The sequence below is a fragment of the Aromatoleum toluolicum genome (genome assembly GCF_012911005.2).
GTDB lineage: Bacteria > Pseudomonadota > Gammaproteobacteria > Burkholderiales > Rhodocyclaceae > Aromatoleum > Aromatoleum toluolicum.
Genome location: NZ_WTVS01000070.1, coordinates 1 through 26,670, shown reverse-complemented (window position 1 = coordinate 26,670; position 26,670 = coordinate 1). Strand labels below are relative to the sequence as shown.

At 65.2% G+C, this 26,670-nt stretch carries 21 protein-coding genes; 10 read left to right on the top strand and 11 right to left on the bottom strand.

The annotated features are described in order from the left end of the window. Positions 1-245 precede the first annotated feature (245 nt). The 4 genes from GPA27_RS23300 to GPA27_RS23285 all read left to right on the top strand — a co-directional run bounded on the left by GPA27_RS23300 (position 246) and on the right by GPA27_RS23285 (position 6,983). Entirely contained in the window at positions 246-2,141 is a 1,896-nt protein-coding gene (locus tag GPA27_RS23300) for a DUF1302 domain-containing protein (protein ID WP_169142819.1), read from the top strand. Between the two features lie 21 nt (positions 2,142-2,162). Continuing rightward, positions 2,163-3,512, top strand: coding sequence for a DUF1329 domain-containing protein (locus GPA27_RS23295; RefSeq protein WP_169142818.1), 1,350 nt, complete (start codon positions 2,163-2,165; stop codon positions 3,510-3,512). Between the two features lie 81 nt (positions 3,513-3,593). Continuing rightward, positions 3,594-4,553 carry a WD40/YVTN/BNR-like repeat-containing protein gene (locus GPA27_RS23290; RefSeq protein ID WP_169142817.1) on the top strand — a complete coding sequence of 320 codons (960 nt, stop codon included), beginning with the start codon at positions 3,594-3,596 and terminating at the stop codon, positions 4,551-4,553. Positions 4,554-4,595: 42 nt separating this feature from the next. After that, on the top strand, positions 4,596-6,983 hold the full coding sequence (locus tag GPA27_RS23285) for an efflux RND transporter permease subunit (protein ID WP_169142816.1): 2,388 nt from the start codon (positions 4,596-4,598) through the stop codon (positions 6,981-6,983). A 20-nt stretch (positions 6,984-7,003) separates the two neighbouring features. On the opposite strand, the gene GPA27_RS23280 is transcribed toward GPA27_RS23285, so the two are convergent. The 4 genes from GPA27_RS23280 to GPA27_RS23265 all read right to left on the bottom strand — a co-directional run bounded on the left by GPA27_RS23280 (position 7,004) and on the right by GPA27_RS23265 (position 11,147). Beyond that, the gene (locus GPA27_RS23280; protein WP_169142815.1) at positions 7,004-7,282 is read right to left on the bottom strand and encodes a hypothetical protein; all 279 of its coding nucleotides are present in this window, start codon (positions 7,280-7,282) and stop codon (positions 7,004-7,006) included. A 131-nt stretch (positions 7,283-7,413) separates the two neighbouring features. Beyond that, the gene (locus GPA27_RS23275; RefSeq protein WP_169142814.1) at positions 7,414-8,154 is read right to left on the bottom strand and encodes a beta-ketoacyl-ACP reductase; all 741 of its coding nucleotides are present in this window, start codon (positions 8,152-8,154) and stop codon (positions 7,414-7,416) included. 79 nt (positions 8,155-8,233) lie between these two features. Then, the gene (locus tag GPA27_RS23270) at positions 8,234-9,256 is read right to left on the bottom strand and encodes a 2-oxoacid:ferredoxin oxidoreductase subunit beta (RefSeq protein WP_169142813.1); all 1,023 of its coding nucleotides are present in this window, start codon (positions 9,254-9,256) and stop codon (positions 8,234-8,236) included. Positions 9,257-9,266: 10 nt separating this feature from the next. Beyond that, positions 9,267-11,147: a 2-oxoacid:acceptor oxidoreductase subunit alpha gene (locus GPA27_RS23265; RefSeq protein ID WP_211165186.1), complete on the bottom strand. Its 1,881-nt coding sequence runs from the start codon at positions 11,145-11,147 to the stop codon at positions 9,267-9,269. 593 nt (positions 11,148-11,740) lie between these two features. On the opposite strand from GPA27_RS23265, the gene GPA27_RS23260 reads away from it, so the two are divergent. From GPA27_RS23260 to GPA27_RS23235, 6 genes are all read left to right on the top strand, one after another. Next, a complete protein-coding gene (locus tag GPA27_RS23260) occupies positions 11,741-12,628 on the top strand; it encodes an SDR family NAD(P)-dependent oxidoreductase (RefSeq protein ID WP_169142812.1) in 888 nt (295 codons plus the stop codon). A gap of 49 nt (positions 12,629-12,677) precedes the next feature. Continuing rightward, positions 12,678-14,531: an FAD-dependent oxidoreductase gene (locus GPA27_RS23255; RefSeq protein WP_169142811.1), complete on the top strand. Its 1,854-nt coding sequence runs from the start codon at positions 12,678-12,680 to the stop codon at positions 14,529-14,531. Between the two features lie 90 nt (positions 14,532-14,621). Then, a complete protein-coding gene (locus GPA27_RS23250) occupies positions 14,622-15,440 on the top strand; it encodes a formate dehydrogenase accessory sulfurtransferase FdhD (RefSeq protein ID WP_211165185.1) in 819 nt (272 codons plus the stop codon). Between the two features lie 12 nt (positions 15,441-15,452). Further along, positions 15,453-15,872 carry a hypothetical protein gene (locus tag GPA27_RS23245; protein WP_169142810.1) on the top strand — a complete coding sequence of 140 codons (420 nt, stop codon included), beginning with the start codon at positions 15,453-15,455 and terminating at the stop codon, positions 15,870-15,872. Positions 15,873-16,202: 330 nt separating this feature from the next. Further along, complete coding sequence (locus GPA27_RS23240) at positions 16,203-17,531, top strand: MFS transporter (RefSeq protein ID WP_169142809.1); 1,329 nt, start codon at positions 16,203-16,205, stop codon at positions 17,529-17,531. Positions 17,532-17,663: 132 nt separating this feature from the next. Next, positions 17,664-18,494: a sulfite exporter TauE/SafE family protein gene (locus GPA27_RS23235; RefSeq protein ID WP_169142808.1), complete on the top strand. Its 831-nt coding sequence runs from the start codon at positions 17,664-17,666 to the stop codon at positions 18,492-18,494. 11 nt (positions 18,495-18,505) lie between these two features. Here the strand turns inward: GPA27_RS23235 and GPA27_RS23230 are convergent, their stop codons facing one another. From GPA27_RS23230 to GPA27_RS23200, 7 genes are all read right to left on the bottom strand, one after another. After that, a complete protein-coding gene (locus GPA27_RS23230) occupies positions 18,506-18,919 on the bottom strand; it encodes a rhodanese-like domain-containing protein (protein WP_169142807.1) in 414 nt (137 codons plus the stop codon). Positions 18,920-19,231: 312 nt separating this feature from the next. After that, positions 19,232-21,010 (bottom strand): acyl-CoA dehydrogenase, encoded by a 1,779-nt coding sequence (locus GPA27_RS23225; protein WP_169142806.1) that lies wholly within the window; start codon positions 21,008-21,010, stop codon positions 19,232-19,234. 46 nt (positions 21,011-21,056) lie between these two features. Continuing rightward, a complete protein-coding gene (locus tag GPA27_RS23220; RefSeq protein WP_169142805.1) occupies positions 21,057-22,250 on the bottom strand; it encodes an acetyl-CoA C-acyltransferase in 1,194 nt (397 codons plus the stop codon). A gap of 16 nt (positions 22,251-22,266) precedes the next feature. Then, positions 22,267-24,645, bottom strand: a complete 2,379-nt coding sequence (locus GPA27_RS23215) for a 3-hydroxyacyl-CoA dehydrogenase/enoyl-CoA hydratase family protein (RefSeq protein ID WP_169142804.1) — start codon at positions 24,643-24,645, stop codon at positions 22,267-22,269. A 181-nt stretch (positions 24,646-24,826) separates the two neighbouring features. Then, positions 24,827-25,462 carry a 3-oxoacid CoA-transferase subunit B gene (locus tag GPA27_RS23210; RefSeq protein WP_269469659.1) on the bottom strand — a complete coding sequence of 212 codons (636 nt, stop codon included), beginning with the start codon at positions 25,460-25,462 and terminating at the stop codon, positions 24,827-24,829. A gap of 95 nt (positions 25,463-25,557) precedes the next feature. Further along, entirely contained in the window at positions 25,558-26,220 is a 663-nt protein-coding gene (gene atoD / locus GPA27_RS23205; RefSeq protein WP_169142803.1) for an acetate CoA-transferase subunit alpha, read from the bottom strand. 109 nt (positions 26,221-26,329) lie between these two features. Then, positions 26,330-26,670 (bottom strand): putative sulfate exporter family transporter (locus tag GPA27_RS23200; protein WP_169142802.1); only part of this gene is annotated, 341 nt, incomplete at its 5' end.

Genomic DNA, 26,670 nt, shown 5'->3' with positions numbered 1-26,670 from the left:
GCCTCGCCCCCTCACATCCCGCGCCCCGTCCCCAGCCTGACCGCGGCTACCCGCCGCGGCCGGGCCGGCGTCGCTCCACTTCCGACAAGCCGCACGGATTGGCCACCCAACCTTCCGTGGGGGGGTAAACGTCTTGCCGCGCGAATTTATCCTGCCTGCGTCACAGATCTTGCCGCTGATCCTGACGCCGTCACCGAGCGGACCGACACGAAGAATGACCGCGGGCAAACAAGAAGGATGGGGAGATGAACAGGTTGAATTCAATCGACAAGCGCGGGCATCGCATAAGCGCATCACTTGCGACGACCATTCTGCTGGCGTACGGAAGCCAGGCAGGTGCTTTCGAATTCGAAACCGAAGGCGGCTGGCGCGGCAGCTTCAACAACACGCTGTCAGTCGGCGCGAGTTGGCGCACCGAGGCGCCCAGTGCGCGCCTGTACAGCAACGCGGACGGCATCCGCGCGGGCTATGGCCCCGGAGGCACCGGTGGTTCCAATACCGACAGCGGAAATCTGAACTGGGACAAGGGCGATCGGTTCGCGACGCCCCTCAAGCTGCTCTCCGAACTATCCCTGCGCAAGGGCGACATGGGCGCCTTCCTGCGTGCAAAAGCGTGGTACGACCAGGCCCTGAATGACGAGTCCGTGCGTGCCGGCAACGGCGACCAGGGGCACACGCCGCACGCCAGACTGTCGGACGCGAGCCAACCGGCCCTGAACCGCTACGACGGCGTTGCCCTGCTCGACGCTTACGTGTTCGACACCTTCCACGTCGCCGACAGACCCCTGCAGCTGCGCGCCGGCCGGCAGGTGGTCAATTGGGGCGAAAGCCTGTTCATCCAGGGCATCAACCAGCTCAACCCGATCGACATTCCGGCACTGACCAAGCCGGGAACGGAGGTCAAGGAAGCCCTGCTGCCGGTCTGGAGCCTCTACGGCAATCTGGGCCTGGGCGGCGGCGCGTCGCTCGAAGCCTTCTACCAGCTGAAGTGGGAACAGACGATTCTCGACAGCTGCGGCGGCTACTGGTCGCCCGTCGAATGGGCATTGTCGACCTCGCGCGGCTCGGGCTGCGAGGCCGCGACGACAACCCTTGGGGGGGACAACAACGCCGCCCAGTTCATGGCCGGCAACTACATGCCGCTCAGCAAGGGCAAGGACGGCAGCGATTCCGGCCAGTGGGGCCTTGCGTTCCGCATGCCGGTGGAGGCGATCGACTCCGAGCTCGGCGCCTACGCAATGAGGATCAACTCGCGGGTACCCATCGTCTCGGGCCGCACCGGGACGAGCCTGATCGGCACGCCCCTGCAGGCGGCAACGGGACTCATCAATCCCATTCCGGCGCTGGCGCCGTTCGGGCTGAAGTCCGCCAGCGCGTTCTGGGAATACCCCGACGGGATCAATATCTACGGTCTGAGCCTGTCGACCAACATCGCCGGCTGGTCGGTCGGTGCCGAATTCAGCCATACGCCGAACCAGCCGGTGCAGATCAACGGCAACGACCTGCTGCAGGGCCTGCTGACCGGCATCGGCCCGATGGGGGCAAAGGGCGTCTCGGCGACCCTGCGCGGCGCAGGCACCTACTTCTCCGGCTACGACCGCGTGGAGAAATCGCAATTCCAGGTGAACACGATCAAGGTCCTGCCCGGAATGCTCGGCGCATCGCAGGGCGTTCTGGTGGCCGAGGCGGGCATGCAGTGGAACAAGCTGCCGGGCAACGGAAGACGTTACGGCCGCGGATTCATCTTCGGATTCGCGTCGGACGCCAGCGTCCCCTTCGGCGGGAGCACCTGCACGAATCCCGTCGGGGCGCTGGTCAATCCGCAGCAGGACGGGTGTCGCGACGACGGTTTCGTGACGAAGTTCGCCTGGGGCTACCGGCTCAAGGCCTCGCTCGATTATCCGGGCCTGATCGCCGGCTTCACGGTGACCCCGAGCGTCTTCTGGGGGCATGACGTCAGCGGCCATTCCAGCGATGTCCAGTTCATCGAAGACCGTCAGGTCCTGAGCCTGGGCGTCAAGTTCGATTACCAGAAACGCTATGCGCTGGAACTGGGCTACACGACCTTCGGCAACGCCGCGAAGTTCGACGCCTTCCGCGACCGCGACTACTTCAGTGCCTCGGTCAGCGCGACCTTCTGAGACCCCGACCGGAGACGACGCATGAAATTCACGCACACCCTGATCGCGACCGCCACCTGCTGCGCATTCCTGAGCGGCCCCGTGGCCGCCGCCCTCACTGCGGCCGAGGCCGACCGACTCGGCAGGGACCTGACCGCGAGCGGCGCGGAAAAGGCCGGCAACAAGGACGGCTCGATTCCCGCATGGAACGGCGGCCTGACCAAGCCGCCGGCGGGCTGGCAGGCCGAGGCAGGCTATGCCGATCCCTTCGCCGACGAAAAGCCGGCCGTCACGATCAACGCCGCCAACGCCGATCAGTACAAGGACAGGCTTCCGGCCGGTCTGTCGGCGCTGCTGAAGAAATATCCGACTTTCAGCATGCCGGTGTATCCGACCCACCGCACGGCCGCGCTGCCGCAGGCGGTGCTCGACCAGGCGAAGGCCGAGTCGACGAAGATTTCGATGAACAAGAGCCACATCGAAGGCCGCGAGGGTTCGCACATTCCCTTCCCGATTCCGAAGAACGGCGAAGAGGCGATGTACAACCACCTGCTGCGCTACACCGGCGGCGGCTTCGAGCGCGAGTACGCCTGGTTTCCCGTGCGCGCGAGCGGCGACACGTACAAGGCGGGCGTCATCGAACGGGTGATCTCGCCGAAGAACTTCGAGCCGGTGCAGCGCGAGGATCTGGCCTTCGCGTTCTACGCCTGGTTCACCACCCCGGCCACCCTCGACGGCCAGGTCTATCTGGTGCACGAACCCGTCGATCAGGTGAAGGAGGCACGCTCGGCCTGGATCTACAACTCCGGCCTGCGCCGTGTCCGCCGTGCGCCCGACTTCGCCTACGACAACATCGCCGACGGCACCGAGGGCATGCGCACCACCGATCAGTACTACGGCTTCAACGGCGCCACGGACCGCTACGACTGGAAGCTGGTCGGCAAGAAGGAGCTATACGTTCCCTACAACACTTACCGGATCGGCGACAAGAAACTGAAGTACGCGGACATCCTCGACCGGAACACCGTGAAGAGCGATCTGATGCGCTATGAGCTGCATCGCGTGTGGGTGGTGGAGGCCACGCTGAAGGAAGGGCAGAAGCATGTGTACGGCCGCCGCACCTTCTACCTCGACGAGGACAGCTGGATGGTGCTGGTCGAGGACGCATACGACACGCGCGGACAGTTGTGGCGCGTGGGCGTGCATGGCTTCCGGCAGAACTACGATGCCGTCGTCCCGTGGCAGTCCGTGAATGTCTGGCACGACCTGTCGAACGGCAACTACATGGCCGGCAACCTCGACAACGAGGTGAAGCTGCCGATCCGCTACGGCATCAAGGCCCGCTGGTCCGATTTCCAGCCCGACGCGTTGCGCCGCGCGGGCACCCGCTGAACCGTCTCTCCTTTGGTGACTTCACCAGACCGTCAGATGCCTGACGGTCCCTTTTTTTTCTTGCTTCGCTCCGGAAGCGTGATGACTACGACCCCCTTGCTGACTGCAGCGCTCGCAGCGCTGGCAACGGTCATTGCCGCGCCGGCGGCCGTCCGCGCCGAACCGGCGCCCCTGGTGATCTCCGATGTGCCGATCCGCGCCGACCGCGTCCTCATCCTTGCTGCGCACGCCCGCGGCCCGAAGGTGATCGCGGTTGGCGAACGTGGCACGGTACTCGTATCCACGAACGACGGCGCAGACTGGAAAAGCCTGCGCTCGCAGAAGACCACCAGAACGCTGACGAGCGTCGTCGCGCTGGATGAAAAGGTCTGGATCGGCGCCGGACACGGCGGTGCGATGCTGCGCTCGGGGGACGGCGGGCGGACCGCACGGATGATCGAGACGGATGCCGGCAGCGACTCCTTTCTGGGCTTGACGGTGCTGGGTCCGACCACCCTCCTCGCCTACGGCGCATTCGGCCTGATGCTGCGCTCCGAGGACGCCGGGCTCACGTGGAAGCGGCAGGCCGTGCTCGACGAGGAGTTCGATCGCCACATCAACCGCGTCATTGTCGGCAAGGACATGCTCCTGCTCGTCGGCGAGTCGGGAACCCTGGCCCGCTCGACGGACGGCGGACTGAGCTGGAGGCGGCTGCCCTCGCCCTACGAGGGATCCTTCTTCGGCGCGGCCTTCACGCCCGAGGGCGCCATCCTCGTGTTCGGCATGCGCGGCAACATCTACCGCTCCGCCGACCGGGGATCGAGCTGGACCCGGATCGAGTTGGCCACCCGGCGTCCGGTCTTCGGTGCCACCACCCTGCGCGACGGCCGGATCGCGATCACCGGCGGTCAGGGCCTGCTTGCCATCAGCGCGGACGACGGCCGCAGCTTCCGTGTGCAACACGCCATCGCGGGCAGCATTGCCGGCGCATTCGAGCGCAGCGACGGGGAACTCGTGCTCTACGGCGAGCATGGCGTGTACGCCCTGCGCCCGGGCACCTGAGGAACCGGTCTTGGCGACACCGATACGCTTCGGAGAACATGAATGAATGACCCTGCATTCCTGCGCAACCGGACCGGCCGGGAAGCCGCTCCACTGCACAGCGACCCGATAGGCCGGATCTCCTATTCGATCTTTCGGCTGCGCAAGCCCCTGCTTACCCTGTTCGTGCTGATCACGCTCGTGCTCGGGTGGTCGGCGACGCACCTGAAGGTCAGCGCGGGTTTCTCGAAGATGATCCCGCTGCGGCATGAATACATGCAGACCTTCCTGCAGTACCAGAACGATTTCGGCGGCGCGAACAAGATCCTCGTCGCCGTCGCTGCGCGCGACGGGAACATCTACACGCAGTCCTTCATGGACACCCTGCGCAAGGTCACCGAGGAAGTCTTCTACATCCGCGGCGTCGAGCGCAGTTCGGTAACGTCCCTGTTCACGGCCAACGTCCGCTACAACGAGGTCGTCGAGGACGGATTCCGCGGCGGCAACATCGTCTCGTCTGACTACACCGGAACACCGCAACAGTTGCTCCTGATCCGCGAAAACGTGGCGAAGTCCGACTGGAACGGCCGCATCGTCGCCACCGACGGCAGCGCCGCGATGGTCGTGGCGACCCTGCAGGAAAATGATCCGGAGTCCGGCGGCCGTCTCGACCTGCAGGAGATCGCCCATAAGCTCGAAGAGATCCGCCGCACAACGGAAAACGACGCGGTGTCGGTGCACATCATCGGCTTCGCCAAAGCGATCGGGGACATCGCCGATGGCGCGGCCGGCGCGGTCGGCTACTTTGCCGTCGCATTCACGATCACGGCGATGCTGCTATTCTGGTACTCCGGCTCGGGCATGCTGACCTCGTATGCGCTGATCTGCGCCGTCGTCCCGGTCGTGTGGCTGCTCGGGTTGCTGCCGCTCCTCGGGCTCACGCTCGACCCGATGTCGATACTGGTCCCCTTCCTCATCTTCGCCATCGCCGTCTCCCATGCCGTGCAGATGACGAGCGCATGGAAGCAGGAGATGCTCGCGGGGGCCGACGGCGTGAGCGCGTCGCGCATCGCGTTCCGGAAGCTTTTCGTCCCGGGCGCGATCGCGCTGCTCGCAAACGCGATCGGCTTTCTCGTGATCGCCTTCGTCGAGATCGAGATGGTCCGCGAACTGACCATCACCGCGACCCTCGGCGTCACCGTGATGATCATCACCAACAAGCTGCTGCTGCCGATCCTGCTCTCCTACCGCCGCCTGTCGCCCGAACAGGCGCGACGGATGCAGGGACACGAGGGCAGCGCCGACCGATACTGGACTCGGCTCGGCCCGCTCGCGACGCGTCGGGTGGGAGGTGTCGCGATCGGGCTTGCCGTCCTCGCGCTCGCGGCCGGGCTCTATGTCGTGCGCGACCTGAAGATCGGCGATCTGGGCGACGGCGTTCCCGAGTTGCGGCCTGATTCGCGCTACAACCAAGACGTGCGCGAGATCACGCGCCGCTTCGCCATCGGAGTCGATGTGCTGCAAGTCATCGCCGAGGCGCGGGGCACGGAGTCGCCCTGCGTCGACCGAGCCGTAATGGACAGGATGGAGGAGTTCGAACTGGGGCTGCGGCAGAACGAGGGAGTCGCGGCGGTGCGCGGCCTTGCGGGCTTCGTCAAGGCGGTGACCCAGTCCTACGCGGAGACGAACCTGATGTGGCACACCCTGCCGGAGGATCGCGCCCAGATCGCCCAGGGGGTCGGCTTTGCGACCCGGCTCGGCAACGAACTCATGAATTCGACCTGCACCGCGATGCCGGTCTCCATCTTCACGCGCGACCACCAGGCCACCACGATCGACGACATCGTCCGCCAGATCAAGGCGTTCAAGGCCAGGTACGACACCCCGCAGCTCAACTTCCGCCTCGCCAGCGGCAACGTCGGCGTAATGGCCGGGACCAACGAATCGGTGGCAGCGGCCGACCGCTGGGTCAACCTTGCGCTCTTCGGGTCAGTGGGCCTGCTCTGCCTTGCCATGCTCCGTTCTCTTCCCGCCACCTTGTGCATCGTCCTGCCGCTGGCACTGGTCACGGTGCTGTGCAATGCGATGATGGCCCGGCTCGGCATCGGCGTGAAGGTCAATACCCTGCCCGTCGTCGCGCTCGGGGTCGGTGTCGGGGTCGACTACGGCATCTACCTCTTCGAGCGGATGAAGCACGAGATGGAGGCCGGCAGCGCGCTGCGGGAGGCCTTCGTCGAAGCCCTGAAGCAGCGCGGAACCGCCTCGGTGTTCACCGCCGTGACGATGACGGCCTCGATCGCGACCTGGGCCTTCTCACCGCTCAAGTTCCAGGCCGACATGGGCATCCTGCTGGCGTTCATGTTCCTCGTGAACGTCTTCGGCGCGATTCTGTTGCTGCCCGCGCTGGCCGCCTTCCTGATCCGCGCACCGAAGGAGCGCGCCACGGAGTGATTGCCGGGAGGAGGCAGACCTCAGGCCCGTTCGGGGGCCCGGTTCTCCCGCCCGTTCCTTGCCAGCGGCATCCAGTGCAGGAAGCCGAACAGCACGGTCAGGAGGATGCTGACCCACAGCGGCCCGCGATAGAGCCGGATGGTCTTGAACGCCACGAGCACTTCGACCATGTGCGCCCCGAGCAGGATCAACGCGGCGTACCTCACCGGAGCGGCGACGCTGGCCGGAATTTCGACGACGAGGCCCGCGAGGGCCAGTAGGTAGATGGCAAGGCAGCTGCCCTTGAGGAGGGTGGTCATGTTGGAACGTTCCCTGTTTGATCGGGTAGGAAGGGTTCTGCCGGATGGATCGCGATTGATCCCCGGCCGCACGGCGCGGCGGCGTGCCCGGCGCACGGACTGCGCCCGCGAGGCACGCCGACGGTTGCGCCTCATGCCATGTGCAGACCGCCGTTGGGATGCAGCGTGGCGCCGGTCATGTAGCCGGCGTAGTCGGAAGCGAGGTAGGCCACGAGGTGGCCGATTTCCTCGGGTGTGCCCAGGCGGCCCACCGGAATCTGCGCGATGAGCTTCTCGCGCACTTCGGGCTTGATCGCCAGGACCATGTCGGTGCCGATGTAGCCGGGGGCGATCGCGTTCACCGTGACCCCTTTGCGCGCCACTTCCTGCGCGATCGCCTTGGTGAAACCGAGCATGCCCGCCTTGGCGGCCGAATAGTTGGCCTGTCCGAACTGGCCCTTCACGCCATTCACCGAGGAGATGTTGATGATGCGCCCCCAGCCCCTCTCGGCCATACCCGGAAGCACCTGTCGCGTGACATTGAAGACGCTCGTGAGGTTCACGTCGATGACGGCGTCCCAGTCGGTCTTGCCCATCCGCGTGAATACCGAGTCGCGGGTAATGCCGGCGTTATTCACCAGTACGTCGATCGGGCCGTCTCGCGACTCGATTCCGGCCACCATGTCGCGGCAGGATTCGTAGTCCGATACGTCTCCCTCCGCGCAATGGAAGTCGAACCCTTCGCGCGCGTTCGTCACGCGCCATTCGTCCATGTCCGGAAAGCCCGGCAGGCAATTCGCGACTACGGCGAATCCGTTCCCGGCCAGGGAGCGGCAGATCGCCGTGCCCAAGCCACCCATTCCGCCCGTCACGAGGGCCACTCTCTTGGTCATGTCATCCTTCCTCGGCAAAGTCGAAATGCGACGTCGGCGCGCGATCAACGCGGTCCGCAAGTCATGATGCTTTCGTATCTCAGTCGATCGTCCACGTGTCACCGCTGTTGAATAGCTTGTCCAATGCGCCCTGCCCCTTGTGCGCACGGGCGTCGGCAGCGAGTTGCTGGTTGAGCGTTTCGTAGACAGGCGAATCGACCGCACGGAACACGCCCAGCGGGACCGGCAGCGGTGCCGCGAATTGCGAAAGGAAGAAGGCCAAACCACCGTTCGCCGCGGTCTCGTCATGCACCATGAGATCGGCCTCGGTGACGCCGTTTTCACCCACTGTCACGACTTCGGGCTCGAAACCGCGCATGCGGATCCCCTTGTTGCCGTCCTTCCCGAAGCGCATCGGTTTGCCATGCTCGAGCAGAATGCGCGCGTCGGCACGGCTCTCCCGGTCGCTCAGCGCGTTGTAGGCGCCGTCATTGAAGACGACGCAGTTCTGCAGCACTTCGACGAAGGCAGTCCCGGGGTGTTCGGCCGCGCGCTTCAGGGTTTCCAGAAGGTGCGGATGGTCGCTATCGACCGTGCGCGCAACGAAGGTCGCCCCTGCTCCCAGGGCCACCGAGACAGGGCTGAACGGGCGATCGATGCTCCCCAGCGGCGTGGTCTTGGTCTTCTTGCCGAACTCGGAGGTCGGCGAGTACTGCCCCTTCGTGAGACCGTAGATGCGGTTGTTCAACAGGATCATCTTGAGACCGATGTTGCGGCGCATCGCGTGGATGAAGTGGTTTCCCCCGATCGCGAGCGAGTCGCCGTCACCCGACACCACCCAAACCGACAGGTCGGGCCGTGCGAGCTTCAGTCCGCTGGCGATGGCCGGCGCGCGGCCGTGGATGCTGTGCATGCCGTAGGTTTCCATGTAGTACGGAAACCGGCTGGAACAGCCGATGCCGGAGATGAAGGCGAAGTTCTCACGCGGGATGCCCAGCGTCGGCAACAGTTTCTGGACCTGGGCCAGCAGGGCGTAGTCGCCGCATCCGGGGCACCAGCGCACATCCTGGTCCGACTCGAAGTCCTTCCTCGTCAGCGGCTTGATTTCTGTCATCTGGTTCATGGTCGGTTCCTCAGCACAGTTCCAGGATGCGATCGTGGATTTCGGAGACTTTGAACATCTTTCCCTGCATCTTCGACATGACGATCACATCGCGCAGGTAGCGCTCGCGCAGCAGCTTCGAGAGCTGACCGAGATTGAGTTCCGGTACCAGGACGGCCTTGTAGCGGGACATGATCTCGCCGAGGTCGTCGGGCAACGGGTTGAGGTGGCGCAGATGCACGTGCGCGACCGACTTCCCGGCAAGCACTGCTGCCTCGCGCGCCTGCACGATCGAGCCGTAGGTGCTGCCCCAGCCGACGATCAATAGGTCGCCGCTGTCCGGCCCTTCCACCGTGAGCGGCGGGATGTCCTCTGCGACACCGGCGACTTTGGCCGCGCGCACGGCGACCATGCGCTCATGGTTGATCGGGTCGTGCGAGATGTTGCCGGTCAGGTAGTTCTTTTCCAGGCCGCCGACGCGATGCTCCATGCCGGGCGTACCGGGACGCACCCAGGCGCGCGCGAGGTTTGCGTCACGCGCGTAGGGCTGGAAGCCTTCCGGATCGGTGCGGAACTTCACGTCCAACCGCGGCAGCGTCGCCGGGTCCGGAATCCGCCACGGCTCGGCCGCATTGCCGATACCGCCGTCGGACAGGAAGATCACCGGCGTCATGTACTTGACGGCGATGCGGAAGGCTTCGATCGCGCATTCGAAACAGTCGGCCGGCGAGCGGGCGGCGATGACCGGGATCGGGCATTCGCCGTTACGCCCATACACCGCCTGCAGCAGGTCGGACTGCTCGACCTTGGTCGGCAGGCCCGTGGACGGCCCCCCGCGCTGCACGTTGGTAATCACGAGCGGCAATTCCAGCATCACCGCGAGACCGAGCGCCTCGGTCTTCAATGCCATGCCGGGACCGGACGTGGTCGTCAGACCCAGCACGCCGCCGTAGGCCGCGCCGATCGCCGAGCAGATGCCGGCGATCTCGTCTTCCGCCTGGAAGGTCGTGATGTTGAAATGCTTGAGGGCCGACAACTCCTGCAGGATGTCCGTGGCCGGCGTGATCGGGTAGGAGCCGAGAAAGAGCGGCACGTTCGCCAGTTCGGATGCGGCCGCAAAACCCAGCGCGGCGGCATGGTTGCCGGTGATGCTGCGGTAGCGACCCGGCGGGATGTCAGCCGCGCGCACCTGATAGGTGCTGACGAACATCTCGGTCGATTCGGCATACGCATAGCCCGCGCGCAGCGCGATGACGTTCGCTTCGGCGATCTCAGGCTTCTTCGCGAATTTCGCGCGAATGTTCTCTTCCTCGGACTCCAGCGGGCGGCTGTAGAGGCACAGCATCAGGCCGAGTGCATAGTAGTTCTTGCACCGGCCGATTTCCTTCTTCGCAATCCCCGTGTCCTTCAGGGCCTGCGTCGTGAACTCGGAGATATCGATGCTGTAGAGACGAAAATCGGTCAGCGTCCCGTCTTCCAGCGGATTGCTCTGATAACCCGCCTTCTCCAGGTTCACCTTGTTGAACGCCCCGCTGTTCGCGATGATCATCCCGCCGTGCTTCACGTCCGACAGATTGGTCTTCAGCGCCGCCGGATTCATCGCGACCAGCACATCGGGGGTGTCGCCGGACGTGAACACCTGACCGGAGGAGAACTGGATCTGGTAGCCGGAAACGCCGAACAGCGTGCCGGTCGGGGCGCGGATTTCTGACGGGTAATCCGGGTGGGTCGCAAAATCATGACCGGCGCGGGCGACGGCCTTGGAGAACTCGTTGCCGGTAAGCTGCATGCCGTCGCCGGAATCCCCGACGAAGCGGATGACCACACTCTTGATCTCCTCTATTGGCCGGTTCTTCTGCATACCGGGGCTGCTCGCCTTGGGCGCGTCCACCGTCATGGTTTCAGTATTCATACAAGCACCTGATATCCGTTGTTAGAGTGAGGCAACCGAAGAACCCCGCAACTGCCGACGAATCGCCAGCCACGCAATACGCAGGTCATCCACGCCTCGATTGGCGGAATCGATTAAGCGCTTGGGGAACATGTGCAAGATTGACGGGGCGCGCCATGTTCTTGACTTTACGTCTCAGGCAAAGCGGGCAATTTACCCCCCGGCAATGGGAGTCCTAACAAAAGCTCTCACGCCGAAATCCCGCACTTGATGAGGCTTTCGGGCCGATTTCAAGAGCTCCGGCGGATCGATTTCAGGCATCCGCTCGACACCCCTCCCCCCCTTGGCTGGTGGGTCCCCACTACGCCCGCCGGCGTGCGGATCGGCTCTCATCCGCGCTCTGCGCCCGCCGCACCGCGCGCACGAAATGTCAAGCCGATGTCCCAACAGGTCAATCCCGGCTCCGCCAAAGTGCTTAACGTGATCACACACAAAAAGTAAGTATTTGACGGAGGAGACCCGCCATGAGCACGAACGGCCCCGAGACCGGGACGGCGCTCGCGCCCGGGAATTCTTCCGACCTACAGATCCTGTAACGATCGGCGGAATTCGACATGAGCTCACTAGAACAGCGCTTCCCGAACAAACGGGTCCTGATCACTGGCACCACCAGCGGCCTGGGCCGCGCCCTATCCATCGAGTTCGGACAGCGCGGTTGGAAGGTCGCCGTGAGTGGCCTTGATCCGGCCGCGGTCAAGCAAACCGCCGATCTGGTACGCGCCGCCGGCGGCGAAGCCATGGAACTGCAGCTCGACGTCACCAAACCCGAGGACTTCGCGGCCGCCGCCCGATGCATCACCGCCGGCTGGGGCGGTCTGGACGTGCTGGTGAATAACGCCGGAGTCTCCGACGGCGGCCGCTTGGAGGATGGCCTCTCGCTGGACAACTGGCGCCTGCTGATGGATGTGAACATGTGGAGCATCATTCACGGCTGCCGTGCATTCATTCCGGTGCTGCGGAAATGCGGCGGCGGCCACATCCTCAACGTCGCCTCGGGGGCCGGGCTCCTCTGCCTGCCGGAGATGGCCAGCTACAACGCCTCGAAGGCGGCCGCCATCGCCATCTCGGAAACCCTGAAGACCGAGCTGATCACCGACAACATCGACGTCACGGTGCTCTGCCCGACCGCCTTCCAGTCGAACATCGCCAACAACGAGCGGGTTGCCCAATGCACCAGCGTGGCCGCGCGGGGCATCATGGAAGAGATCAAGAAGTCGAAGGTGACGGCGGAGTCCGTCGCCCGCTACGCCATCCGCTCGATGGAAAAGGGCAAGCTCTATTCGCTGCCCCAGGCCGATGCCCGTTTGATGTGGGCCATCTCGCGGTGGCTGCCGGAGAACTACCGGAACCTGCTCACGACCCTGTTCAACCGCCGCCTGTGGCTGTTTGCCCCGGGAACCACCAGCGCAGCCGCCGCGGCGGGCAAGCCGGTCGGTAATTGACCCACGATATCGCCACGCATCCAAGCCCCGTGCGGAAGGAAAGACGATCATGACGAGCAGACGAGAGTTCTTCAAGAAGAGCGGCCTGATTGCTGGCGGCGTGGCCGCCGCCAGTGCATTGGGCGCAATGCCGCTTTCCAATCGCGGCGAATTCGACAAGCCGCATCCGAACGTCAAGGAAAATCAGGCCACGCTGCCCCCGAACGGCAAGAGTGTCGTTGTCGTGGGCGGAGGCCTGGCGGGGATGCAGGCCGGCGTCGAACTGGCCGCCCGCGGGTTCAAGGTCACGGTGCTCGAAAAGGCCGCCAACCCCGGCGGCAAGCTGCGTTCGTGGCGCGACAAGACCTGGGGCCCGGCGGATGACGACCCGTCCTTCCCGGGCTACATCCGGGAGCACGCCGTGCATGGCGTGTGGGGCTACTACCACAATCTGCGCGAATTCCTCGGGCGCTACGGCTGGCAACTGGCCGACACCATCGACGGCACCATCTACAACTACACGGACAAGACGCTCGGCACGGCGAAGATTCCCATGCCGAACTGGCCCGCGCCCTACGATCGCCTGCAACTGCTGCACTCGATGTCCGAATTCGGGCTGCTGTCCGCGGAGGACAAGAAGAACCTGACGACCGTCGTCGGCAAGCTCGCCAGCTACGACTACAACGATCCCAAACAGACGGCCTATCTGGACGGCATCTCGTTCGAGAACTACCTGAAGGGGATGAACTGCTACTCACCGGGAATTGCCGCATTCTTCACGTCGTTCTGCGAGCTCGGCTATTACGAAGGCATCGACAAGGCGTCCGCACTGACGCTCGCGCGCGAGACGATCCTGTTCGTGGGCAGCCCGAACGACCTGAAGATGAACTTCTACCGCAATCCGACGGCGGAAAGCTTCCTCAAGCCGATGGCCGACTATATCCGCGCGCATGGTGGGGAAGTCCGCTACTTCACCGAGGTGGACGGCGTCGATGTCTCCGACGGCCGGGTGATCGCGGTCAAGGCGCTGACGATCCCGCGGCAGGTGATCAAGCGCTGCTCGGTGTGCGGCAACCTGATCTTCGACGGCATGGAAGTCGGCCACGAGTGCCCCTACTGCGGCGCCAATGCCGACATGCTGCGGACGATTGCGGAGCACGAGCGCGCCGAGCGCCGGTTCGAGGCGGACTACTTCGTGTGTGCGCTCGATGGGCCGGGCCTGAACAGTTTTCTCGGCAAGAATCTGGAAGCCTTCAATCACGACTACTTCCGCAGGGCGTCGGACATCAAGTCGAAGTCGGTGTATGTGTGCAACATGTGGTTCGAGGGCAAGGGATATTGGGAAAAGGCCCTCGAGAAAATGAATCAGGGGCCAAGCCCCGTGCTGGTCACCACCGGCTACGAAAACATCAGCGTCATGATCAACCGCTCCATGCGTGCCAGGACCACCGACGGCAAGCACTGGGCATGGTCCGACGAATACATCGACAAGGATGTGACGGTCATCGAGGTTCATCTGCCGCGGGCGGAAAAGGTGTCCACGGCGAACAGCAAGGACATCGCGACCCTTTGCTACGAGGACATCAAGCATTTCATTCCGGATCTGCCCGAGTTCAAGGGCTGGTACGTCAACCGCTGGAATACGTACATGAACTGCGAGGTCGGCGAAGAGGCGAAGCGGCCGGCAGTGCAATCGCCCATCGACAATCTGCTGTTCATCGGCGACATCGTGTCCGTTCCGCACACCTGTCAGTGGATGGAAAAGACCAACGTCACCGCGAAATGGGCGACCAACCTGATCCTGGAGAAGGCCGGCCAGAAGGAAGGACGGATCACGATCCTCCCTTCGGCGATTCTGGGCTTGCCGACCAGAGCATTGACGGCGGGGAAATCGGTTTATCTGGCCGGCGACGAGCAGGCATAAACGACTGCATCACGAGGGGAAAGGGGCCGGGCATTCGCTGTGATGCAGGCCTCCTTCGTGGAATACCACCGCGTTCTTTAGGAGACTCCCATGCTGATGGACCGCCGTCCGTTCTTCTCGCAGGCTCGTTGCGAGCCCGTCGTCGCAGGTACCGTGCTGGACCACAATGGCCAACCACAGCCGACTCACATGCCCGGCGAGCGAGCCTTGACGATCTATCTCGACAAACGCGAGATCGTTACGCTGATGACCCTGGGACAGAATCCCGAGGCCCTCGTGCTGGGCTACCTGCGCAACCAGCGCCTCATCGACGATCTGTACGACATCAGCGAGATCCAGGTGAGCTGGGAGGTCAACGCCGCCGCCGTGAGCACACGCCGTGGCGATGCGGGAGAGCGCTGCGAAGAAGTGCTGCGCCGGCGCACGGTGACGTCGGGCTGCGGGCAGGGCACCCTGTTCGGCAATGCCCTCGAACGCCTCCAGACGCTGGGCGGCGGCTTCAAGGTCGCCCGCTCGAGCATCTTCGAATTGCTGGCCAAGGTCCGGCAGCTCGACACGGTGTACAAGCGCTCCGGCGCCGTTCATGGCTGCGTGCTGGCCGACGGCGCGGAGATCCTGCACCACGTTGAGGATATCGGCCGCCACAACGCCGTCGATTCGATCTCCGGCCTGATGTGGATGCGGGGCGAACAGGGAAGCGACAAGCTTTTCTACACGACCGGACGTCTGACTTCCGAAATGGTCATCAAGGGGGCCGAGATGGGCATCCCCGTTCTGATCTCGCGCTCGGGGACGACCGAGATGGGCCTCGATGTTGCCCGCCATTGCGGCGTGACGCTGATCGGGCGGGCGAAGCATGACCGCTTCCTGGTATTCAGCGGCAGCGAACGCGTCGAGTTCAATCGATAGGGAGCGGGAATCATGACCACAAAGAAGATCATCCCGATCAGCCAGGTACGGTCCTACACACCCGACGACATCGACGCCTTGCACGACCGCCTCGAGGGCGACGGCTACATGCGCATGATGCAGATCGGCGAGCCACGGCTTTCCGAGCTCGTCACGAAATACAAGGGCAAGGGTTACGAAGTCGAGGTCGTGCCCTTCGTGGACGATGGCGATGACGGCGAGCGCGTACCGACGGGCGGCGGCTGCGGCCCCGGATCCTGCAGTTCCGGCGCCAGCTCCAACGGCAGCGCCGGCGGCTGCGCGTCGGGCGGCTGCAGCTCGGCCGCCGGCACTCCGGTCCGTGATGCCCGAACACGGACGGTGGTTCCCGGCGTCAGCACCATCTACGTACGCATGCCGGCCCGTCCCGTCGAAGCGCGCACGGTGCCCTGACCCCGGCGCCAGAAACCCCTGCGCTAAAGCAATAACCTGAATTGCCTGCGCTGCCATTGCATTTCGCCGCAATATCGTATTGCTGGCGATAGTGGATTGACAGGCAGGATGCCCCCCACCAGCGAGGGGTGCATCCCGCCGCGTACCGCCGTAGGATATACCTCAGTCTCGGGACGGAACTTGGCGGGCGTACCCCCACAACGGACACCCCGAAACCGCGGAGGCGGATGCGTCGTCATCCCCCCTCCGCACCTTCAACTATAAGGAAGCCGGAGGCCGGTTCCCCACTTGTGGAACCCGGTCGACCAGGCAAATCCGGAGGGGACAACCGTGGCAACGCACGTCGCTGACGCAAGCGCGAACATTCCATACACACAGACCGTGTCGCGTTCCTTCGCGTGGATTGTTTTCGCACTGACTTTTGGCCTTTTGATTTCCGACTACATGTCGCGGCAGGTATTGAATGCCGTCTTTCCGGTGCTCAAGGCCGAATGGGGCCTGTCCGACACGCAACTCGGGTCCTTGAACAGCATCGTCGCCCTCCTCGTGGGGCTTCTGAGTTTTCCGCTGTCGGTACTGGCCGACCGCTGGGGGCGGGTTCGCAGCATCGTCCTGATGGCGGGCCTGTGGAGCCTTGCCACGTTGGCGTGTGCGTTGGCCGAAGGCTATGGCCAGATGTTCGCCGCACGCTTCTTCGTCGGGGTCGGCGAAGCGGCCTACGGCAGTGTGGGGATCGCGCTGATCCTGAGCGTCTTTCCGCCACACTTGCGCTCTTCGCTGACCGGAGCCTTCATGGCAGGCGGCGCGGTGGGGTCGGTGATGGGCATGGCGCTGGGCGGCGTGGTGTCCACGCACCTGGGCTGGCGCTGGGCCTTCGGAGCGATGGCCTTGTTCGGACTCGCCCTCGTCATCCTCTATGCCGCGATCGTCACCGAAACCCGCCTGTCCGCCGGAAAGAACGGGCGCGGCGCGGCAGACAAGGCCGGGGCTGCAGGACGCTCCGCCCCCCCATCGTTGCGCAGCCTGTTCTCCGCACTGTTTTCCTCAATCTCGGTCGTCTGCGCCTATGTCGGCAGCGGTCTGCAGCTCTTCACGATGGCGTCGATGATCGCCTGGCTGCCGAGCTACGCCAATCGCTACTACGGGCTGCCACCAGACAAGGCGGGTCTCGCGGCCGCGGCCTTCGTCCTCATCGGCGCGGTCGGCATGACCAGCTGCGGCATCATCACAGACCGCCTCAGCCGCGATTCTGCGGTCCGCAAATGGCTGATCGCGATCGTCTATTCGATCACCTCGTGCGTCCTTCTGGTCGCGGGCTTCCTGTTGCCACCGGGCCCGCTGCAATTTGCCGTAATAGGGCTCGGCATGTTCTTCGTGGCGGGAACCACCGGGCCTGCGGGCGCGATGGTCGCCAACCTTACGCCCACTTCGATCCATGCAACCGCCTTTGCGACACTGACCCTCGCCAACAACCTCCTGGGGCTCGCACCGGGCCCCTTCGTCACGGGGATACTTGCCGATCGCATCGGCCTGCTCGCCGCGATGCAACTGATACCGCTGGTCGCCCTAACGGCGTCCGTGGCTTTCGCCATCGGCTATTGCCATTACGGGGCCGACCTCATGCGCATTCGCGCACGGCATGCCATGAACCAACAGTGACGGATCGACGCGTGACAATGGTCGCTGACTGGCGTGAGCCTTTCGGTTATACGTTTCTGCTCTTGTCATTCGTGAGGAATCCCGTTTGGGCTACGCGATGCTTTCGTTTGTCCTCGATCGCGCGGATCCTCAATGAGCCTGGGGATCGGGCTGATCGTCGGTTTGGTGCTGGGCCTGACGGGCGCGGGTGGATCGATTTTCGCCGTGCCGTTGCTGATGGCGGGACTGGGTTATTCGATTACCCAGGCCGCGACCGTTTCACTGCTGGCCGTTGCGATATCGGCGGCGGTGGGGACCACCATGGCGTGGAAGCACAGTTACGTGCGTTACCGCGCAGCGTCGCTGATGGCGGCTGTGGGTGTCCTGTTCGCGCCGCTGGGAATCCGCGTCGCAGACGGGATGCAGCCGAACGTCCTGGCATTGATCTTCGCACTCGTGCTTGCCGTGGTCGCCGCACGCATGTTCTACACGGCTATGGTGTCGAAGGAAGACACCGCCGTGGTGCGGTCGGCGGTGGCGGGTGAAGGCCGGTCGTCCATCGGTCGAATCGGCAGTGTGAATCCCGCGACCGGGCGGCTGATCTGGACCCGCCCCGTCGCGATCACTGTTTCGCTGATTGGCGCAGTGACCGGCTTTCTCTCGGGATTGCTGGGCGTTGGCGGAGGATTCGTGATCGTCCCCGCCATTCGTTCCACCTTGCCGCTGTCGATGCACTCTGCAGTCGCGACCTCGCTGATGGCGATCGCGCTCACCAGCTCCGTCACCTTCATCAGCGGCATCCTGCAGGGACGCGCCGCGCCCTTGGCAACCGCGCTACCCTTTGTCGCCGGAGCCATCCTCGGCATGGTCCTGGGCCGCAGAGTGGCACCCCTGATCTCGGGCCCCGCGCTCCAGAAGGGCTTCGCGGTCACGGCCGGGATCATCGCGGTCGCCATGGCCATGAAGGCCCGGTCAGCGCTCTGAATGATTCGGCCCTACGAGCCGCATTTCCCACATGCGCTGATGATCCACGGCAGTCCGTCGAAGCGCCAACCGTTCACTTCGCCGCGTCGAAGGTTGGGCCCAACGTCACCCTCGAAACCGCACAGCACGGTGTATACGTTCAGGAAGCCGGCGTCTTCCAATGCGCCCCCTGCGGCCAGCGCTCGGTTTCCATCCCTGCAGATCAGCATCACCGGCCGGTCGTGCTTGCCATCCGCCAGTTTGGTGACCTCGGCAACGAAATGAGGGTTCACTTCCCACCCTGCCCCGTCGAGCCACGAAATTTGATGCGCACCGACGGGATGACCGACGAATCGATACTCCATTTCGCTTCGACAGTCGATGAACAGCGCATCGGTATGATCGCCAAGGAATTGCGCGGCTTCCTTCGCAAAAAGACTCTTCATCGCTACCTTCCCCTCGTCGATTGGGCAAGCCGCTGAGCGGCGGAGTCCGGGCAATTTGCGCCGGCAAGCGATACGTCGGCGTGTCCAAAATTTGCCCCGGAAGCACGGACAAATGATGCGGAGGCGACGCTGCCCTACCCTTGCCCGATGAGGACAAGGCCTTAACATTTCGCGACACCCCGAGAGCAGGCACTTGGCCTGAGCACTCGGGATGAGAGGTACTCGGTGCGATCTCGTGCAGAGCAGATCCACGTTCCGATTCGGGAGGTCACACGCAGCACGTCACGGCGCCGCCTCCCGGCACGCAATGGCTCAGAGCCCTGTCGTTGCTTCCATGCCTTCGACGACCGTCGCTGCCAAGCCTTCGGCCTGCGTCGCGACATGTGCCATATAGAAGGCCGCCTGCGCGATCTGCGCGCGATGGAACGCATCGTCGCCCTCGCCCTGCGCGAGCTTGCGATGGGCGGCGAGTGCCGCCTTGGCCCACATCCACGCCCCGCACGCGACACCGGCCAATGTCAGGAAGGGCACGGCGACCCACAGCCCCGCAGCGAGATCGGTCCGGGCCCGGTCGATCAGCTTCCAGGCGGCATTCTCGAAGCCGCTGATGCATGCGGCGAGGCGTGGCACGAAGGCTGCGATGGTCCGGTCTTCGACAAGCTTCAGTCTGTCCAGGTCTTCATGGATGCCGGCCAGCAGCAGCATCAGGCGCTCTCCGCCATCGCGCAGTATCTTGCGCATCAGCAGATCGTTCGCCTGGATGCCGGTCGTGCCCTCGTAGATCGTAAGGATGCGGGCATCGCGCAAGTGCTGGGCCGCGCCGGTTTCCTCGATGAAGCCCATGCCGCCGTGGATCTGTACGCCGAGGTGCGTCGAGTCGTTGCCGACTTCGGTGCTCCAGCCCTTCACGATCGGGATCAGGACATCGACCACCTGACGGGCACGTTCGCGCGTCACGGCATCCGGATGCGCATGGGCGACATCGAACTGGCCGGCAACCCAGTACGCGAGCATGCGTGCGGCCTGCGTGCGCGTCTGCATCAGCAGCAGCATGCGGCGCACATCGGGGTGCAGGGAGATGGGGACGTTGTCCGCACCGGTGACCGCGTCGCGCCCCTGCACGCGTTCGTCGGCGTAGGCTTGCGCCTGCTGGTAGGCGCGTTCGGCAATCGCGATGCCCTGCATGCCGACGCCGAAGCGGGCCTCGTTCATCATGATGAACATGTATTCGAGACCGCGGTTCGGCAGACCGACGAGATACCCGGTGGCCCCGCCGTGATCGCCGAAGGCCATCACGCAGGTCGGGCTGCCGTGGATCCCCAGCTTGTGCTCGAGCGAGACGCAGCGCACGTCGTTGCGCTCGCCGAGCGAACCGTCATCGTTGACGAGGAACTTCGGCACGACGAAGAGCGAGATGCCCTTCACGCCCGGAGGCGCGTCAGGCAGGCGCGCCAGCACGAGGTGGATGATGTTGTCGGCGAGCTCGTGTTCGCCGTAGGTAATGAAGATCTTCTGCCCGACGATGCGGTAGCTGCCGTCATTGGCGGGCTCGGCGCGCGTACGGATCGCCGCGATGTCCGAACCGGCCTGGGGCTCGGTGAGGTTCATCGTGCCGCTCCACTCGCCGGAAATCATCTTCGGCAGGTACTTCTGCTTCAGCTCGGCGGACCCGGCCGTCAGCAACGCCGCCGAGGCGCCATCGGTCAGCACCGGCAGCAGCGAGAAGGCGAGGTTCGACGACTGCACCATCTCGGTCACCGCCGTCGCCAGCAGCTTGGGCATGTTCTGCCCGCCGAATTCGGCCGGCGCGCCGATGGTGCTCCAGCCGCCCTCGCAAAAGGCACGGTAGGCCTCGCGCCAGCCATCGGGCGTGCGGACGACGCCATCCGCGACGCTGCAGCCCTGCGTATCGCCCACGCGATTCAGCGGGGCGATCACGTCGCCGGCGAACTTGGCCGCCTCGTCGAGGATCGCGGCCGCGAGGTCAGGCGTTGCCTCCTCGAAACCGGGCAGGCGGGCAATGTCGTCGAGGCCGACGAGGTCTTCGATGATGAAGCGCATTGTCTGGGTCGGTGCGACGTACTGGCTCATGAGAATTCTCCTTTGGGTGTCTTGTAGTATTTTCTGGAAGGTCAGGTCACAGCACTTCGAAGATGCCCGCCGCCCCCATGCCGGTGCCGATGCACATCGTGACCATGCCGTAGCGCTTGCCTGTGCGGCGCATGCCGTGCACGAGCGTGGCGGTGCGAATCGCACCGGTGGCGCCCAGCGGGTGGCCCAGCGCGATCGCGCCGCCCTGCGGGTTCACTTTCGCCGGGTCGATGTCGAGGCTGCGCATCACGGCGAGCGCCTGCGCAGCGAAGGCCTCGTTGAGCTCGAACCAGTCGATGTCGGCAAGGGTGAGGCCCGCGGCCTTCAGCGCGCGCGGGATCGCCTCGACCGGGCCAATGCCCATCACCTCGGGCGGCACGCCGGCGACCGCGAAGCTCACGAAGCGCGCGAGCGGCTCGACGTTGTAGCGCTTGACCGCAGCCTCGCTCATCAGCACCACCGAGGCGGCGCCGTCCGACATCTGCGAGGCGTTGCCGGCCGTGACCGCCCCCTTCGCGGCGAACACCGGACGCAGCTTCGCAAGCTGCTCGGGCGTCGTGCCGGCGCGCGGGCCTTCGTCACTGCGGCACAGGCGCTCGACGCGCTTGACGATTCCGTCACCGCCGGGAAGATGATCGGTGACCGCATACGGCGTGATCTCGGCGTCGAAATGCCCCGCCGCAATCGCAGCCAGCGCCTTGGCGTGGCTCGCCGCGGCGAAGGCGTCCTGGTCGGTGCCCGACACTTTCCAGCGCTCGGCCACCCGCTCGGCGGTAAGGCCCATGCCATAGGCGAGCGCGACGTGCTCGTCCTGCATCCACTTCGGGTTTGCGGCGTAGCCCTTGCCGAACATCTGCGGCATCACGCTCATCGACTCGACGCCGGCGCCGATCGCCACCTCGGCCTCTCCCAGACGGATGCGGTCGGCCGCCATTGCGACGGCGTTGAGACCGGAGGAACAGAAGCGGTTGATCGTGATCGCGGGCACAGTGTCCGGCAGCCCCGCCATCAGCACGCCGAGGCGCGCGACGTTCATGCCCTGCTCCCCTTCCGGGATTGCACAGCCGACGTACACGTCGCCGATCTCGTGCGCATCGAGTTGCGGCACCTGCGCAACGCTCGCCTGCAGCACATGGGCGAGCAGGTCATCCGGGCGGACATTCCGGAACATGCCGTTGCGTCTGGCAACCGGCGTACGGGTGGCGGCCACCAGATAGGCGTCCTGGAGTTTCAAAGTCATGGCGATGCGTCTCCGATCAGTTGCGCAGGGGCTTGCCGCTATCCAGCATGTGCCGGATGCGCGCCTGGGTTTCCGCGCTTCGGGCGAGCGCGACGAATTGCTGGCGTTCGATGTCGAGCAGCCACTGCTCGTCGACCAGCGAGCCGGAATCGACTTCGCCACCACACAGGGCGACCGCGGCCGCACGCGCGACGCGGTAGTCGTGGGCCGAGATGAAGCCGCCGTCGCGCAGGTTCACGAGCCCGGCTTCCAGGGTCGCGATGCCGCCGCGCCCGGCGACCTTCACGCCGCGCGGACGTGGCGGCGGGTAGTGCCCGGCTTCCGCGAGCGCGCGCGCCTTGCGGATTGCCACGTACAGCAGTTCGTGCGGGTTGAAGAGGATGGTGTCGGCAGGCTGCAGGAAGCCCATGTCGCGCGCCTCGTGCGCGCTCTTCGAGACCTTGGCCTTCGACAGGTGCGCGAAGGACGCATAGAGCGCGGCGTTCGGTTCCCCATACTGCTGGCGCGCGGCGATGCCGGCGGCCTGCAGCGCGAACTCCTTGCACCCGCCGCCCGCGGGAATCAGTCCGACACCGGCTTCGACGAGGCCCAGGTTAGACTCGACCGCGGCGACGCGTGCGGTGCAGTGCATCGCGAACTCGCAGCCGCCGCCGAGCGCCATGCCGTGCACCGCCGCAACGGTCGGCACGGCGCTGTAGCGCAGCGCGAGCGCGGTGCGCTGGAACTCGCGCACGTGGCGGTCGAGGGCGTCGAAGTCGCCCGCCTCAATGAAGTCCAGGATTTCCTTGAGGCTTGCCCCGGCGGCGAACGGCGGCGCGTTCCAGATCACGACGCCGGCGTACTGGCGTTCGGCGCGCGCGAGCGCTTCGGCGAGCCCCTCCAGCACCGGTCTTGCGAGCACGTGCATCTTCGTCTTGAGGCTGGCGATGAGGATGCCGGCGTCGATCGCGGGAAGCGTCCACAGGCGCAGTCCCTCGTTCTCCCATACCGTCTCGCCCTGTTCCCCGGCCTCCCCGAGCACGCGCTCCGGGAAGAGCTGGCGTCGATACACGGGCAGCGTCGAGCGCGGTTTCAACCGCCCCTCGGACGCCGACCACGAGCCTTCGGCAGCATGCACGCCGTTGCGCCCGTCGACCCACGCCGGCAGCGGCACGGCGGCCATCGTCGCGCCCACCGCAATGTCCTCGCGGAGCATCTGCGTGACCTTCGCCCAACCGGCCTCCTGCCACATCTCGAACGGCCCACGGGACCAGCCGTAGCCCCAGCGCAGCGCGAGATCGACGTCGCGCGCGGTGTCGGCGATTTCTTCAAGCGTCACCGCGCAGTAATGGAAGAGATCGCGCAGGCAGGACCACAGGAGCTGTGCGTGCGGATGCGGGCAGTCGCGCAGTTGCTGCAGGCGCCGGCCGGCATCGCGAATCCTGAGGATCTCGTCGACCTCCGGTGCGACGCGGCCCCCCGCCGGGCGGTATTCGCCCGAGACCGGGTCGAGCACCGTGATGTCGCGCCCCTGCTTGCGATACACACCGCCACCTGTCTTCTGGCCGAGCATGCCCCTGTCGATCAGCGCCGCGACCCAGCCCGGCACCGTGTAGTGGCACTGCCACGGATCGTCCGGCAGGGCGCTGCGCAGGCCGTCGATGACATAGCCCAGGGTATCGAGGCCGACGACGTCGAGCAGGCGGTAGGTCGCGCTCTTCGGTAGCCCGATCGCGGGGCCGGTGAGGGCATCGACCTCGTCGAAGGCAAGGCCCAGTCGTTCGGTGTGATGTGCGACCGTCAGCAGCCACATCACGCCGATGCGGTTGGCGACAAAGCTGGGGGTGTCCTTCGCACGCACGACGCCTTTGCCCAACCGCGAGACGAGCCACGGCTCGAGCCGGTCGAGTACGCCGTGGCGCGTCGCCGGGGCCGGGATCAGTTCGACGAGCGGCATGTAGCGCGGCGGATTGAAGAAATGCACGCCGCAGAAGTCCGCGCGCAGGGATTCGGGCAGCACCGCGGAGAGCTTCGCGAGCGACAGGCCGGAGGTGTTGCTGGCGATGATGGCGCCCGGTGCGAGGTGGGGTGCGATCTTGGCGTACAGGCTTTCCTTCCACTCGAGCTTCTCGGCGATCGCCTCGATCACGAGGTCGCACTCGCGCAGCAGTTCGAGGTGCTGGTCGTAGTTGGCAATGTCGATGTAATTCACGCGGTCGCGCGTCACGAAGGGTGCCGGCTCGAGCTTCTGCAGCCCCTTCAGCGCCTTCGTGACGATGCCGTTCGGGTCGCCGGACGGCGCCGCGAGGTCGAACAGCACCACCGGCACCCCGGCATTCGCGAGGTGCGCCGCGATCTGCGCGCCCATGACGCCCGCGCCGAGCACGGCGACTTTACGGAAAGTTGAATCGTTCAATGCCTGGGTCTCCTGTTCGAAGGTTCAAGCTGCGGCCCCGCAACGGGCCGCGAATAAAAAAGGGAGGTGTCCTGATCCCGGAGAGAGAGAGAGGAGAAGCACAGGTGGCCATGTGGACACCCCCCGCAAAAACGGTCGCTGCGCGATGAGTTGGCTGGGGCGCAAGTTGGCCCCGCACGCATCAGCCGAGATTCATCGTCTTCAGCTCGTCGGAAACCGCGAAGCGCGCCTTCGTCTTCGCCCTGACGTCGTTCACCGTGGCCCCCGGTGCGTGCTCGATCAGCACGAATTCACCGTGCGTAATGCGGAACACCGCGAGCTCGGTGATGACCATCGCCACCCGCCCCTTCGCTGTCAGGGGCAGGGTGCAGCGGTCGAGGATGCGCGGCTCACCTTCCTTCGTGCAGTGCTCCATCGCGACGATGACCTTGCGCGCGCCGGTGACGAGATCCATCGCACCGCCCATGCCCGGCACCATCTTGCCGGGCACCATCCAGTTCGCGAGATTGCCCTCCTCATCCACCTGCAGCCCGCCCAGCACGGTCACGTCGACGTGACCGCCACGGATCAGTGCGAAGGACATCGCGCTGTCGAACATCGCCGCGCCGGGCATCAGCCCGCAGGGCTGGCCACCGGCATTGACGACGCCGGGAAGCGGCTCGCCTTCGAGCGGCGCGAGGCCCAGGAACCCGTTTTCGGACTGCAACGTGATGTGCATCCCCGCCGGCAGATAGCGCGGGACCAGTGTGGGCAGACCGATGCCCAGATTGACGACGTAGCCATCCTGGAACTCCTGTGCGACGCGTCGTGCGATCACTTCCTTTGCCTCAGGCCTAGCGCCGGGCCGCCCCAAGGAGGCCTGAGCCCCCTCGGGGGGCAGCGAACAACGTGAGCGTGGGGGTAGTTTCATCTTCACTGCCTCCGCGCCAGGACGATCTTGTCCACCAGCGCCGCCGGGGTCATCACGAGATCGGGGTCGATCTCGCCGACGTCGACGATCTCATCGACTTCAGCGATCACCAGATCCGCGGCCAGCGCCATGATCGGGTTGAAGTTCCGCGCCGCGCGCTCGTACACCAGGTTGCCGGCGCGGTCGGCCCGCTTCGCCTTCAGGATCGCGACGTCTGCACGCAGCGGCAGCTCGACGAGGAAGGTCTTGCCGTCGACGACCATCTTCGCCTTCCCCTCCTCCACGACGGTACCGACACCGGTCGGCGTCAGCACGCCACCGAGCCCTGCCCCACCGCAGCGGATGCGCTCCGCGAGCGTGCCTTGCGGGACGAGGTCGACGTCCAGTTCGCCTGCGATCATCTTCTTGCCCGTGACCGGATTCGTGCCGATGTGCGACACCACGACTTTCTTTACATGACCATCGGAGATCAGCGGCCCGACGCCCGTCTCCGGCGCGGCCGTATCGTTGCCGATGAGAGTCAGGTTCTTCGTGCCCTGCTCGCGCAGCAGGGACACCAGGCCGTCGGGCGTCCCCACCCCCATGAAGCCACCGAACATCACGCTGATGCCGTCACGGAAGAGCGGCCCCACGTCGGACCAATCCACCTGTTTGTCCAAAGCCATCTGCCTATTCCTCTTGAATGCGGACGGCCGCGTCCCTCCCGGCCCGTCCTGCGGGCCGGGGGTCACCGTCTGCCAATGATTGGTTCGCGTTGCGCCCTGCAGTATCCGCTCAGCGCATCAACAGCAGCCCGCCCAGGATCAGCGCCGCGAGGAAGACCGTGTTCGCCGCAAGCATCGCCACCGGGCGCCAGCCCACCGCAGCCAGTTGCTGGAACGAGGTCTTGACCCCGAGCGCCGCGATCGCCACGACGAGGCACCAGCGCGACAGTTGGGAGGCGGCGTCGGTGACCGGCTTGGGGATGAGTCCCAGGCTGTTCACGACAACCAGCACCGCGAAGCCGACGAGGAAACCCGGCAGCACCGGCGGCTTCTTGCCGCTCGCCGTGCCGTCGCGGAAGAGCAGCGACACCACCGCCACCACCGGCAACAGCATCGCCACGCGGAAGAGCT